This is a genomic window from Rhodococcus chondri (assembly GCF_036327435.1).
Lineage (GTDB): Bacteria > Actinomycetota > Actinomycetes > Mycobacteriales > Mycobacteriaceae > Rhodococcus > Rhodococcus chondri.
In genome coordinates, this window is the sequence record NZ_JAUZMZ010000002.1 from 20,807 (window position 1) to 34,732 (window position 13,926).

Here is a 13,926-nt window from a genome sequence, read left to right on the forward strand (position 1 = left end):
GCGCACACCATGATCGATCACGACAACGCCTACGGGGGCCTGGTGGACGAAGACAACCACGGACAGTGGGCCTTCGGCACCAACTTCGATGACCCCCTCGCCGGCGTCGACACCTCCGTCCCCGACGACGTCGACCTCGCAGCACTGGCCCGGTACTGCCTCATGCTCGGGGACGACGCGCTGATCTCCTCGCACCGGCTCTCCGAATGGTGCGCCCGCGCACCCGAACTCGAAGAAGAGATGGCCCTGGCCAACATCGGGCTCGACCTGCTCGGACAGGCCCGTCTGCTCCTGGCGCGCGCCGCTGCCGCCGACCCGACCGTCGTTCCGTTCATCTCCGAGACCTCCCCCGTCCCGGCAGAGGACGCCCTGGCCTACTTCCGGTCCGAGTCGCAGATGCGCTGCGTCCGCCTGTGCGAAATCGACAACGGCGACTTCGCCCGCACCATCGTGCGCATTCTCGTCCTCGCAACCTGGCGTCTGGCCGTATTCGGCCGCCTGCGCGAGAGCAGGGATCCCGTCCTGGCTGCCGTCGCCGCCAAGGGCACCCAGGAACTGACCTATCACCGCGACTACGCCGCGCACTGGACCGTGGTCCTCGGTTGCGGCACGCCCGAATCCCGTCGCCGCATGCACGAGGCCCTCGACTTCGTCTGGCCGTACACGCCCGAACTGTTCACTCCCACCGAGGACGAACTCACGCTCTCGGCCGCGGGCGTGGCCGTCGATCCGGGCACTGTCCGCGAAGAGTTCGATGCGGTGATCGGCCGGGTACTCCATGCTGCGGAACTCGTTCTGCCGCAGCCTTCCTCCGTCGGCACCGTCGGAGGGCGTGCCGGCCGGCGCGGTATGCATACCGAAGCGCTCGGACTGCTGCTCGCCGAAATGCAGTCTGTTGCGCGGGCCCACCCGGAAGGGAAGTGGTGATCGTGGCCGCCCCGGTGCGCGTGAGCGCTCGCGAATTGGCCGAGTCGGTTCCCGACCCCGAGATGCCGATGCTGACCCTGGCCGATCTCGGTGTCGTCCGCAACGTCGAGGTGAACGCGGACGGTTCGGTGATCGTCACGATCACTCCGACCTACTCCGGCTGTCCCGCAATCGCAACCATGCGTGCCGATATCGAACATCGCCTGACTCGGCACGGCTACTGCGACGTCCGCGTCGATACCACCCTCACCCCGCCCTGGAGCAGCGACTGGATCAGCGAAGCCGGCCGGCGCAAGCTGCGCGAAGCCGGGTACTCGACCCCCGGTCCCGCGCCCCTCCGCACGAACGGCCCCGTGCCGCTCACCCTGACCACCCGGTCCCGCGCGCTGACCTGCCCTCAGTGCGGCTCACCCAGCACAGAACTGATCTCGGAGTTCGGAGCCACCCTGTGCAAGGCCCACTACCGGTGCACGGCGTGCCTCGAACCGTTCGACCACGTGAAGGAAATTTGAGATGACAACCGTCGAATCTCCCGGCACCCGCCGCGCATCCCGCAAGCGCGACTTCCACCAGCTCGAGGTGGCCGACATCGAACACCTGTGCGACGATGCCGTCGCAGTCACCTTCGCCGTCCCCAGCGATCTCACTGCCGAGTTCGACTTCGAGCCCGGACAGTCGCTCACCCTTCGCCGTGTGATCGACGGTGTCGAACACCGCCGGTCCTACTCGATCTGCTCACCGGCCGGTCACTCCCCGCGTGTCGGGGCCCGGCAGGTTCCCGGCGGCCTGTTCTCCACCTGGCTCGTCAACGACGTCCGCGCCGGCGACCGCATCGATGTCCAGGTACCCACCGGCACCTTCGTCGCCGATCCCGACGTCGCCGCGCGCCACCTGTTGATCGCCGCCGGGTCCGGAATCACGCCGATGCTCTCGATCGCGGCGTCCGTGCTCGAGAACCCCGACTCCCGGGTCGTGCTGATCTACGGCAACAGGCGCACCCGCTCGGTGATGTTCACAGAGGAAATCGCCGATCTCAAAGACCGCTACGGCTCCCGACTCGAAGTCATCCACGTGCTGTCCCGCGAGCCGCGCGACGTCGAACTGTTCAGCGGCCGGCTCGACGCCGACCGTCTACGCGGCATCCTTTCCGCGGTCGTCCCCACCTCCGACATCGACGACGTGTGGCTGTGCGGCCCCTACGGCATGGTGACCGACGCACAGGAGGTGCTCGGCGAGTTCGGCATCCCCGGCAGTCGTATCCACCACGAACTGTTCTATGTCGACGACGTTCCCCCGGCGCAAGAGATCCACCGTGAACCCGGCGTCGAAGGTCCCTCCAGTGAGGTCACCATCATTCTCGACGGACGCAGCACCACGGGCACACTCCCCCGAGAACAGAACATCCTCGACGCGGCCGAAGTGATGCGCTCGGACATGCCGTTCGCCTGCAAGGGCGGGGTGTGTGGCACCTGCCGCGCAAAGGTCACCTCGGGCACGGCACAGATGCTTCGCAACTATGCACTCGAAGAAAGCGAAGTTGCTGCCGGATTTGTCCTGACCTGCCAAACCCTCCCGACCGGCGACGCGGTGACCATCGATTTCGACGCCTGACCCCGGTGTGAGCTCGCCTTCGCACGCAGGGCGAACCGAAAAGTGATCGACGCCCGGTTGTCGGCGTAGAGACACCGAACATGTGCCACGGCCATGTGCCACGACGAAAACCATCCCCGTCCACATTCCCGGACACAGATTCCGCGGGCCACCGAAGGCATTGCGCCGCGGCCTTCCGAGCGAACACATTCCTTCCGAGCGAAAACATTGAGGAGCACCCTATGACCGTGCTGCAGGAACAAGCAACGACCAGCGCCATCGAGTTCGCCTCCCGCGACGAGATCTCGGCCCTGCAACTCGAACGACTGCGCTGGTCACTGCAGCATGCGTACGACAACGTGCCGCACTACCGTGCATCCTTCGACGCCGCCGGAGTACACCCGTCGGAACTGAAGGATCTGAAGGACCTGGCGAAGTATCCACTCACCACCAAAGCCGATCTGCGCCAGAACTATCCATTCGGCATGTTTGCCGTTCCGCAGCACGAGGTTGCGCGAATTCATGCTTCCTCCGGTACCACCGGTCGGCCCACCGTCGTCGGTTACACCGCCAAAGACCTGGACAACTGGGCGGATCTGGTCGCCCGCAGCATGCGTGCCGGTGGTGTCCGTCCCGGCGACAAGGTGCACGTGGCCTACGGATACGGCCTGTTCACCGGCGGGCTCGGCGCCCATTACGGAGCGGAGCGGCTCGGCGCCACGGTCATTCCGATGTCCGGAGGCATGACGGACCGGCAGATCCAGTTGATCGAGGACTTCCGGCCGGACGCCATCATGGTGACGCCCTCCTACATGCTCACCATCATCGACGCGATGATCAAGAAGGGAATCGACCCCGCTTCCACATCTCTCCGGAACGGCGTGTTCGGCGCCGAACCGTGGACCGAACAGATGCGCACCGAGATCGAACAGCAGGTCGGCATCGACGCTGTCGACATCTACGGGTTGTCCGAGATCATGGGCCCCGGTGTGGCGATGGAATGCGTCGAAAGCAAAGACGGACTGCATATCTGGGAAGACCACTTCTACCCCGAAATCATCGATCCGATCACCGGGGAGGTGTTGCCCGACGGAGAGGAGGGCGAGTTGGTGTTCACCTCGCTGACCAAGGAAGCACTTCCGGTCATTCGGTACCGCACCCGTGACCTCACCCGCCTGCTGCCCGGCACCGCCCGGTCGATGCGCCGGATGCAGAAGGTCACCGGCCGCACCGACGACATGATCATTCTGCGCGGGGTCAACCTGTTCCCCACCCAGATCGAAGAGCTGATTCTCAACGTGCCGGCCCTGGCCCCACAGTTCCAGTGCGTCCTCGACCGGCCGGGACGGATGGACACCCTGACCGTCCGTGTCGAAGCCCGGCCCGATGTCCCCACCGGACTGCGTGCCCCCGCCGGCGATGCCCTCCAGAAGCTGATCAAGAACCGCATCGGTGTCACCGTGGCTGTCGAGGTCATCGATCCTTCCGGTCTCGAGCGTTCCCTCGGCAAAGCGCGCCGTCTCATCGACAACCGGCCGGACTGAACTCGTAGGTCGTCTCGGCTACCGAATCGGCCGCACCTATCCGGCGCGGCGCGCGGCGGTGACGGCCGCTGCCCCGAGCCTCGGGAAGCGGCCGTCCGAGACCGTGGTGAACGTGTTGCCCATGCGGTTCGTCACGAACGCGATCGACAGACCGGTTTCGGGATCGGCAAAGGCCCCCGAGCCACCGAATCCGTAATGCCCGACGGAACGTAACGGCTGCTCCCGCAACGCAACCCAGCCGGGATGGTAGCCGAGTCGCCAGTTTGCCCGGATCCCGAGCACATAGTCGCGACGGCGGGTCTGCACCTCGAGTAGCTGCGCGACGGTGTCTTCCTTCAGCAGTCGGACGTCGTCGATCGCGCCGCCGTTCGCGAGCGCCGCATACATCCGTGCCAGGGCGCGGGCCGTGAACACACCGTTCCATCCGGGCATCACGGCGTCGTGTGCCTGCGGGCTGCGCATCAGCTCGTCGAATCCTTCGGCCATTCCCGCTTCGGCGAGCCCGCGGACACCGGGCAGACGCGACATGACCGTCGCGGTGGTGGTCCACGGTGCCGGCAGGAAATTGACCTTCGGGAAGACGCGGGCGATGCGATGGCGCTCTTCGTCGGGCACCCGGTACCAGAACTCGTTCATGCCGAGCGGCTCGGCGATCTCCTGGCACACGAGTTCTTCGAAGGACTGCCCGGACGCGCGTGACGCTACTTCCGCGACGAGGTTGCCGTACGTCACGGCGTGATAGCCGGGACCGGTGAGCCTGCGCGGGTCCGGGGGCGTGGCTGCGAGCGCGGCGGCCACAGCGTCCGAGTCGAGCAGCCCGAATCGGCCCGGGACCAAGCCGCGTGCCCGGTGCAGGCCGGCGCGGTGCGACATGAGTTGGCGCACCGTGATGTCGTCCTTGCCGGCTGCCGCGAACTCCGGCCAGTACTCGGCCACCGGGTCGTCGTACGCCACGAGACCGCGTTCGGCCAGCCGGTGCAGCACCGTACTGGCCACCCCTTTACCGGTCGAGAAGGACAGTACGACCGTGTCGCGGGTCCAGCGCCTGTCGCGGGCCGCCCATCCCGCCCACACATCGACCACCGGTTCGCCGTGCAGATAGATGGCAAGTGCACCGCCGCCCTGCGCCGGTTTGTAGAACATCCGGAAAAACAGGTCCACCACCGGCATGAACCTGGGGTCGACGAGCATCTGTGTCGCCGGCAACTCCTCCGCGCTCACCCACCGTCTCCTCACCGTATGCACCGGAACCGTGCATCGGACCGCGTATACACCGAAACCAGCACGCGTGATCGCTCCTTGACCCGATGGTAGGGCCAGCTGTCGACGGACGGGGACGTTCGACCGGTTCGGCGTCGGGAGTTCGTCCCTCGGGGCCGGTCCCTGCACACCCGCCTCATTCGGTGTAAGGATGGACGTCATGACGATCGTGCAGAACTCGGAGACCCGATCCGGAATCGACCTCGCCCACGTCGACGAGGGCACCCGCGCCCAGGACGACCTGTTCGAGCACGTCAACGGCCGATGGCTCGCCGAACATCGGATTCCCGCGGACCGGGCGCTCGACGGCGCGTTCCGCACACTGGCCGACAAGGCCGAGGTGGATGTGCGCACGATCATCGAGGAGGCCGCCGCATCGGACGCCGCTCCCGGTAGCGATGCGCAGAAGATCGGCGACCTGTTCACCAGCTTCATGGGCACGGAGACGGTCGAGGCCGCCGGTTTCGAGCCGATCGCCGACGAACTGGCGGCTGTGGCCGGCGCCGACGATCGCGCCGCGCTGGCCGCGGTGCTCGGCCGGTTGCAGCGCGTCGGGGTGGGGGGCGCGATCGGCCACTATGTCGACACCGATTCGAAGAACTCCGAGCGCTACCTCGTGCACATCGCGCAGGCCGGCCTGGGACTGCCCGACGAGTCGTACTACCGCGAGGAGAACTACGCCGAGATACGCGACCAATACCTCGCGCATATCGGCCGGATGTTCGCGCTCGCCGGATCGGACCATGACCCGGCGCGGGTGCTGACGCTCGAGACGAAGCTGGCGGCGGGTCACTGGGACGTGGTCAAGCGCCGCGACGCCGACCTCACCTACAACCTGGTCACCCTCGACTCGTTGATCGCCGATCATCCGCAGTTCGACTGGACCGGATGGATCGGCGCGACCGGCGCGACCACCGAGCAGTGGAACGAGATCGTGGTCCGGCAACCGAGCTTCCTCGACACGTTCGCGCAGCTGTGGGCCGGCGAATCGCTCGACGATTGGAAGGCATGGGCTGCATGGAATGTGCTGCGGGCCCGTGCCCCGTATCTGACCGAGGCCGTCGTCGAGGAGAATTTCGGCTTCTACGGCCGGACGCTGACCGGCGCGCAGGAGATCCGCGACCGCTGGAAGCGCGGGGTGTCGCTGGTCCAGGACCTTCTCGGAGAAGCCGTCGGCAAGCTCTACATCGAACGTCATTTCCCGGCGGAGGCGAAGGCCCGCATGCAGGTGCTCGTGGAGAACCTGAAGGAAGCGTATCGGCGCAGCATCACCGACCTCGAGTGGATGAGTCCCGCCACGCGCGACGCCGCGTTGCGCAAGCTCGACAAGTTCACCCCGAAGGTCGGCTATCCGGACAAGTGGCGCGACTACTCGGCCGTGAACATCACGCCCGACGATCTGGTCGGCAACTATCGCAGCGGCTTCGCAGCCGAGTACGACCGGGAGTTGGGCAAGCTCGGTGGGCCTGTGGATCGCGACGAGTGGTTCATGACGCCGCAGACGGTCAATGCCTACTACAACCCGGGAATGAACGAAATCGTCTTCCCTGCAGCGATTCTCCAGCCGCCCTTCTTCGACCTGCATGCCGATGACGCCGCGAACTACGGCGGGATCGGTGCGGTCATCGGCCACGAGATCGGGCACGGGTTCGACGATCAGGGCGCCAAGTACGACGGCGACGGAAATCTCGAGAACTGGTGGACCGATTCGGACCGCACCGAATTCGGTAAGCGCACCGCCGCTCTGATCGCGCAGTACGACGAGTTCGAGCCCAAGGCGCTCTCCGGGCACCGCGTCAACGGCAGCTTCACGATCGGCGAGAACATCGGCGATCTGGGTGGACTGTCGATTGCACTGAAGGCGTACGAGATCGCACTGGACGGCAAGCAGGCGCCGGTGCTCGACGGCCTGACCGGTCTGCAGCGGGTGTTCTTCGGGTGGGCACAGGTGTGGCGGACGAAGGTCCGCGACGAGGAGGCGCTGCGACGCCTCGCGGTCGACCCGCATTCACCCCCCGAGTTCCGCTGCAACGGCGTGGTACGCAACATCGACGCGTTCTACGACGCATTCGACGTCGAGCCCGACGACGCGCTCTACCTCGAACCCGCGGAGCGCGTGAAGATCTGGTAACCAGACAAAGCAGACAGGGCCCCGCGCATCGAGCATGCGTGGGGCCCTGTTGACGAACCGTCGAAAAATCTCTTTCGAGTTGTCACCCATCCCCCTGTGTCGCGGCTCCGAATACCCCACAGACGGCGCAGTGCCGGCGACCTGACGACCTCGGTCGGTACGGTGACAACGAGAAGGAGCAGTCCTCATGCGCGCACGGGCAGGAACCTGACCATGGCCACTCCCACCGCTGATTCTCCTCGGAACGGTGGTCTGCACCCGGCCACGGCAGGAGTGGGATTTCTTCAGATGTTCATGGATGCAAGCCGTCGTGTAGAGAACAGAACGTTGCCCGAATCGAGGGACGAATCATTCCAGGAAACCTTCGCCACGGACGATCGGCGGCTCCCATGAGAACCTCCTCGGTGCACACGCACCACGCGACCGGCGGTCGATCATGAAGGCCGTGACGGGCCGTGTCGATTCGGTAGTCGTGGTCGGAGCCGGGCTCGCCGGTCTCGCTGCTGCGCTCCATCTCACCGGCGCGGGAAAACAGGTCACCGTCCTCGAGCGGGAGAGCACGGTCGGCGGACGGGTCGGCACCTACCGGGTACACGACGATTCCGGTCGTTACCTGTACGACATCGACAACGGCGCCAGCGTCCTCACCATGCCCACCTTGATCGCCGACGCACTCGCCGCAGTGGGTGAGTCCTTCGATTCGACCACGCCCGCGCTCACGTTGGCCGAACTGTCCCCGAGTTACCACGCCCGCTACGCCGACGGCAGTTCCCTGAATGTGTACTCCGATCCGTCCCTGATGGCAGCCGAGGTCGAAAGAGTCTGCGGCCCCGACGAAGCCGACGGATACCGTAAGCTGCGGCGCTGGCTCGAATCGATCTTCGACACCGAGTTCGACCGCTTCATCGATTCCAACTTCGATTCACCGCTCGATCTCGTGTCGTCCCCCTCGGCCCTGCGCGACACGGCCACTCTGGCACGGCTGGGGGGCTTCGGCCGTCTCGGACCGCGGGTCGGATCCTTCGTCCGAGACGAACGGCTGCGACGCATCTTCACGTTCCAGGCGTTGTATGCGGGAATGGCCCCGTCGAAGGCGTTGGGCGTGTACGGCGCCATCGCGCACATGGACACCTCGCTCGGAGTCTTCTTTCCGGTGGGCGGCATGTCCGCCATCGCCGAGGCAATGGCCGATGCGCTCATCCGCCACGGTGGATCGGTGCATACCGGTGCAGAGGTATCCGGGCTGGACATCGAGGACAAACGCGCGACGGGCGTCCGGACTGCGGACGGTCGCCGGTTCGCGTGCGATGCACTCGTGCTCACCCCGGACCTTCCGGTGGTCGACCGACTGCTCGACCGCGCAGGCGTCACCTCCGCGGGCCGGAGGCGGGGTTCTTCCGTCGCGTCGCCGTCGGCCGTCGTCTTCCACGGCACGGTTCCCACCGAGGTGACGGAGTCGTGGCCGTCGGCCGCCCACCACACCATCGATTTCGGCGAACAGTGGTCCGAGACGTTCGCCCGCATCACCGCGCCCCGCGGTCGCGGAAAACTGATGGAGGACCCGTCCCTGCTGATCACCCGGCCCGCTGTGACCGATCCGGCGCTGCACGTCGTCCGCGACGGTGTCCGGAGCGAACCGGTCTCCATCCTGGCGCCCTGTCCGAACCTTGCCGGCGCTCCACTGGATTGGACCAGGATGGGCGTGCCGTACATGCGGGAGATTCAGATCGCATTGGAGCAGCGGGGTTACCGGAACTTGACGACATCGATGGTTGTCGACCGTCTCGACACCCCGCAAACCTGGCTGGACAAGGGAATGCTCGACGGCAGTCCGTTCTCCGCGGCACACGTGTTCCGTCAGACCGGACCGTTCCGGCGCAAGAACCTCGTTCGAGGCCTCGGCAACGTCGTCCTGGCCGGATCGGGCACCACCCCCGGTGTCGGTGTACCGACGGTTCTCATCTCGGGAAGGCTTGCCGCCGAACGGATCACCGGGTCGAGCGGGAATGAACCGTCGCAAGCACGCAGCATCGCACACTCAGGCCTCTCACCGATCGGAGTCGATCGTGGGTGAACTCGACATGATCGACCCGAGGCTCCACCACGCCTACCGGTTGTGCCGCGAACTGAACGAGCGCCACGGGAAGACATACTTCCTCGCGACAAGGCTTCTGCCCGCCGCCAAGCGGGCGGGCGTGCATGCGCTCTACGGTTTCGCGCGCATGGTCGACGACATCGTCGACGTCGATGTCGAATCGGATCGCGTCGCCGCCGCGAAACTCGACGCCTTCGAACACCGCATCAGGGAAGCACTCGACGGGCGGCCCCTGGGGCGCAGCAGATCCGACCTCGTACTCAGCGCATTGGTGGATACCACTGCGAGGTACAACATTTCGCACGAGTACTACTACGCTTTCCTGCACTCGATGCGGATGGACATACCCGGAACGGAGATGTTCCGGTCGAGATATCGCACGATGGACGAACTGTCGGAGTACATGTACGGTTCTGCCGCTGTCATCGGGTTGGAGATGCTCCCCATTCTGGGCACCGAAGCAGACCGTGACGCAGCCGCCGAGCCGGCGGCCGCGCTGGGCGAAGCCTTCCAGTTGACGAACTTCATCCGCGATATGGGCGAGGATCTCGACCGTGACCGGATCTATCTGCCGACCGACGAACTGAACGCCTTCGGAGTCGACGAGGATCTACTGCACTACTGCCGGACCACCGGTCGCAACGACGTCAGACTCGACCGCGCACTCGCACACCTGATCGCACACACCCGGACGGTGTACCGGAAGGCCGAACCGGGCATCGACATGCTCGACGCGGTGGTGCGGCCCGCGATGCGCACCGCATTCGTGTTGTACGGCGACATCCTGCGAGAGGTGGAGGACAGCGGATACCGCGTGCTCCACCAGCGGGCACGCGTACCCCAGCGGCGCCGACTGTCGGTGGCGGCGCCTCGGCTGGCAGAAGCCGGGTGGGTCGCCCTCCACGCACGGTTGGCGCTGCGAGGCAGGATCCGCACCCGCTCCGGACAGCCCGGCACCTGACCGACGCCGACCGGCGACCGTGCACTCCGCGCTCGCGGAGGTTCTGTCCGGCCGAGGCCGGTCAGCCCAGACGTCCACCGTTGATCGGCACACCGCGCGCCGCGAGCCACGGCGCCGGGTCGATCTTGGTTCCGTTGGCGTGCCACACCTCGAAGTGGAGGTGGGGGCCGGTCGACTGGCCGCGGTTACCCATCGTGGCGATCTGCTGTCCCGCATGGACCTGCTGTCCGGCCGAGACCAGCGACCGGTCGATGTGACCGAAGACGGCGATGGTGCCGTCGTCCTGTGCGATGCGCACCCACAGTCCGAATCCGGAGGCGGGACCGCTCTCGAGCACGGTGCCGTTGGTGACCGACAGGATCGGGGTGCCGATGGAGTTGGCGATGTCGATACCGTTGTGGCTCGTGCCCCACCGCGGCCCGAAGCCGGAGGTGAAGGTACCGGCCGCCGGGAACGCAACGGCCGGTCGACGCGCCGCTTCCTCACGCGCCGCCTGCTCGGCCGCCTCACGTGCAGCCTGCGCCGCCGCCTGCTCGGCCGCCTCGCGAGCGATACGGTCCGCTTCGGCCTGGAGAGCGGCAGCCTCGGCGAGACGCTGTGCCTCACGCTCGGTGGCGCGGCGCAACTTCTCGGCGTAGTCGGCGGACTCGACGCCGGCGACCTTCAAGACCTGCGGCGCGGTGGACAGCGATTCGGTCGTGCCGGTCCATGCAGCACCCGTCTCGACGCGGGCAGGCTGGTTGGTGGCGTGTGCTGCGGTGGTTCCGGTCAGGGTCACGGTTCCGGCGACGAGCGCCACTGATGCCCATTTGCCCACACGAGCTGCCTGACGGCGCCGGGTGGGGCGGGCGTTGGTGATGTTCTCGGGGGTGAAAGACAAAACAGGTTTCCTCTGCGACGGGCCCTCAATAACGAACGGGTTACGATTTCGTCACAGACTACTACCCAACCCGCGATTCAGAGCGCGTCGTGTTGACAAAAAAGAGACCGATCGGGAATGAACCGCCCGATTGCGGCTTCACCCGAGTCACATGAACCACACACGACCTCGTCGGTTTCGGCCCGCGGCCACGCGAAAGTGACGGAGGTCATGGCTTCGAAGGTTCCGGCGGTGGGTACTCGCGGGGTTGCGGAGACTGCGTGTAACCCTCCCTGAGGCGGGTAGCCCGCACTCATGACGAACTCCACGCCCGTCCCCGCCCCGGAGCGGTTCGCGATAGTGACCGGCGCCGACTCGGGTATCGGTCGCGCCGTGGCGGAACTACTCGCATTCGACGGATTCGACGTCGGCATCACCTTTCACACCGACGAAACCGGCGCACACGACACCCGGTCGGCAATCGAAGAGCGTGGCGGCCGCTGTGTCGTGCACCGGCAGGATCTGACCCGTCCGGACACTGCCGACGTCATCGACACCCTCGCGGACGAGCTCGGCGGGCTCGGCGTACTGGTGAACAACGCCGGCACCGGCCACAGCGACCACATCTTCGACGTGACCTACGAGCGGTGGCGTGAAGTCCTCGCGACCGACCTCGACGGCCCGTTCCTGTGCGCACAGCGCGCCGCTCGGCGCATGGTCGACTCCGGCCGGGGCGGGCGCATCATCAACGTCACGAGCGTGCACGAGCATGTACCGCGCCTGGGAGCCGCGGCGTACTGCAGCGCGAAGGCGGGCCTGGGAATGCTCACCCGCTGCCTCGCCCTCGAACTGAGCCGGCACGGAGTACTGGTCAATTCGGTTGCTCCCGGTGAAATCTCGACGCCGATGACGGGAATGGACGAATCCCAGGCCTATCACGAGGAGCGCCCCGGCAATCCCGTCGGTCGACCCGGCCACGTCAACGAGGTCGCAGCGGTGGTCGCGTTCCTCGCGTCACCGCGGTCTTCCTACGTGACCGGATCCTCGGTGACCGTCGACGGCGGACTCACGCTCATGGCCGCCCACGGACACGACAACGCCGGGTCCGCGTGGCGCGAACTGTGAGACCGCGCCGGCCACCCCACCGCATCGTCCCTGTACCGAGAAATGTCACTGCACCGCGAAACGCAAGCCGAAGTTGTCGAACGTCACGGGCAACGGGGCGCCCGGATCGGGTTTCACGTCGGACACGAGCGTGAATTCCGCATCGTCGAGCAGCCGGGAGAGAAAGGTGCTCACGGCGAACAGCACGATATTGCGGCCGGGGCATGCCGTCGGACCGGCACTGAACGGCACGAGCTGCGGATACTGTTCGGCACGGCCGTCGAGCCAGATCTCCGGCTCGAACGTGTCGGCGAACGGCAGGTCGTCGGCCCGGTGGAAGGCCGACGACAAGATGACGAAGGCAGTGCCGGCCGGGATCGTGTAGCTGCCCTTCGAGTCTTCCCACGTGGTCTCGGTAACCGAATCACGCAGGATGACCGGAGTCGTGGGCCACAGCCGGGTCGCTTCCAGCACGCATCCACGCAGGTAGTCCAAGGTGCGGGGAGCTCCGGGCGCGGCGGCGGCCTGCTCCGCCGCGACGCGGGCGCGCTGTTCGGGGTGAGTGGAGAGCACCGCAAGCGTGCGGGCCGCGACCATCCCTGCCGCGTCGAACGCGAACAGCCAGTGCGGTATCTGCCCCACCGCGTCGACCGAGGCCGGTGCCGGCAGGTCGCGGATCACCCCCGCGAGGCTCGTCGACGGCGCGTCGGCCACGGACCTGTGGAGCCGTTCACCGAAACGGTCGCGGAGACGGTGCCGGACGGGGTGCGCGAACGACCAGTTGCCGTTGGAGCGCAGTGTCCACAGTTCGTCGGTCAGTGTCGTGTCGTCGCGCGCGGCGTCCCCGAAGGTGATGCGCCGGACGAGGCGCCACCAGGCGCGGACGAAGTCGGGCGCGGCGACTTCGCCTCTGCACGCGGCGTGCCGGACCAGCGTCTGCGCTTCGACCTCGATGATCGGCGTCAGCTCCCCTGCCAGGTGGTGCAGCGCGTGCTCGGGTTCGAGCGCCGACTCGTTGAGCGCACGGCGCTGCGCGCGGATGTCTCCGCGGGAGATCAGCACTCCACGGGGCTGGAAGGGGCTCAGCGCCGCGACCTTCTCTTTGTTGGCGGCCGTGAAGGCGTGGGTCTCGGTGCGCAGGATCCTGTCGACATCCCGGCTCGACAGCACGATCGCGAGCGCGCGTCCCGGAACGGACATGGGCAGCGGCCCCTCCCCATACCGGTCGCGCAACCGGGGGACGGCGCCGACGACCGCCGCGTCGGACTGCAGTTTCTCGGCGAGCCCCATCATCCGCCGCCGCCGCGCGATCGGCCCGACCGCCACGAACGGTGCGACTACGGTGCCGAACAGTCGGGCTGTGTCGGCCGCTGAGGCACGCCGCTCCCGCAGGTCGGCGTCGGTCTTCGCTGTGGGTACAGGCACGGTCGCTCCTGGCGTGTCGGCGTCGGGGTA

At 66.7% G+C, this 13,926-nt stretch carries 11 protein-coding genes; 8 read left to right on the plus strand and 3 right to left on the minus strand.

Translation table 11 applies throughout. The features are described from left to right. Positions 1-9 precede the first annotated feature (9 nt). From paaC to paaK, 4 genes are all read left to right on the plus strand, one after another. On the plus strand, positions 10-927 hold the full coding sequence (gene paaC, locus Q8814_RS00740; RefSeq protein WP_330150079.1) for a 1,2-phenylacetyl-CoA epoxidase subunit PaaC: 918 nt from the start codon (positions 10-12) through the stop codon (positions 925-927). Next, positions 921-1,439, plus strand: coding sequence for a 1,2-phenylacetyl-CoA epoxidase subunit PaaD (gene paaD / locus Q8814_RS00745; protein WP_408015790.1), 519 nt, complete (start codon positions 921-923; stop codon positions 1,437-1,439). The genes paaC and paaD overlap by 7 nt, the downstream gene beginning before the upstream one ends. 1 nt (position 1,440) lies before the next feature. Then, a complete protein-coding gene (paaE, locus tag Q8814_RS00750; protein ID WP_330150081.1) occupies positions 1,441-2,538 on the plus strand; it encodes a 1,2-phenylacetyl-CoA epoxidase subunit PaaE in 1,098 nt (365 codons plus the stop codon). A gap of 221 nt (positions 2,539-2,759) precedes the next feature. Continuing rightward, positions 2,760-4,061: a phenylacetate--CoA ligase PaaK gene (paaK, locus tag Q8814_RS00755; RefSeq protein ID WP_330150082.1), complete on the plus strand. Its 1,302-nt coding sequence runs from the start codon at positions 2,760-2,762 to the stop codon at positions 4,059-4,061. Between the two features lie 36 nt (positions 4,062-4,097). Here paaK and Q8814_RS00760 read toward each other — a convergent pair whose 3' ends face one another. Beyond that, the gene (locus Q8814_RS00760; protein WP_330150129.1) at positions 4,098-5,252 is read right to left on the minus strand and encodes a serine hydrolase domain-containing protein; all 1,155 of its coding nucleotides are present in this window, start codon (positions 5,250-5,252) and stop codon (positions 4,098-4,100) included. Positions 5,253-5,481: 229 nt separating this feature from the next. Between Q8814_RS00760 and Q8814_RS00765 the strand changes: the two genes are divergently transcribed. The 3 genes from Q8814_RS00765 to Q8814_RS00775 all read left to right on the plus strand — a co-directional run bounded on the left by Q8814_RS00765 (position 5,482) and on the right by Q8814_RS00775 (position 10,508). Continuing rightward, positions 5,482-7,452 carry a M13 family metallopeptidase gene (locus tag Q8814_RS00765; protein ID WP_330150083.1) on the plus strand — a complete coding sequence of 657 codons (1,971 nt, stop codon included), beginning with the start codon at positions 5,482-5,484 and terminating at the stop codon, positions 7,450-7,452. A 436-nt stretch (positions 7,453-7,888) separates the two neighbouring features. Then, positions 7,889-9,526, plus strand: a complete 1,638-nt coding sequence (gene crtI / locus Q8814_RS00770) for a phytoene desaturase family protein (RefSeq protein ID WP_330150084.1) — start codon at positions 7,889-7,891, stop codon at positions 9,524-9,526. Then, the gene (locus Q8814_RS00775) at positions 9,519-10,508 is read left to right on the plus strand and encodes a phytoene/squalene synthase family protein (protein WP_330150085.1); all 990 of its coding nucleotides are present in this window, start codon (positions 9,519-9,521) and stop codon (positions 10,506-10,508) included. Before crtI ends, Q8814_RS00775 begins: the two co-directional genes overlap by 8 nt. A 61-nt stretch (positions 10,509-10,569) precedes the next feature. On the opposite strand, the gene Q8814_RS00780 is transcribed toward Q8814_RS00775, so the two are convergent. After that, a complete protein-coding gene (locus tag Q8814_RS00780; protein ID WP_408015794.1) occupies positions 10,570-11,367 on the minus strand; it encodes a M23 family metallopeptidase in 798 nt (265 codons plus the stop codon). Positions 11,368-11,682: 315 nt separating this feature from the next. On the opposite strand from Q8814_RS00780, the gene Q8814_RS00785 reads away from it, so the two are divergent. Further along, complete coding sequence (locus tag Q8814_RS00785) at positions 11,683-12,492, plus strand: SDR family oxidoreductase (protein ID WP_330150086.1); 810 nt, start codon at positions 11,683-11,685, stop codon at positions 12,490-12,492. 45 nt (positions 12,493-12,537) lie between these two features. Here the strand turns inward: Q8814_RS00785 and Q8814_RS00790 are convergent, their stop codons facing one another. Continuing rightward, positions 12,538-13,896, minus strand: a complete 1,359-nt coding sequence (locus Q8814_RS00790; RefSeq protein WP_330150087.1) for a cytochrome P450 — start codon at positions 13,894-13,896, stop codon at positions 12,538-12,540. Positions 13,897-13,926 lie beyond the last annotated feature (30 nt).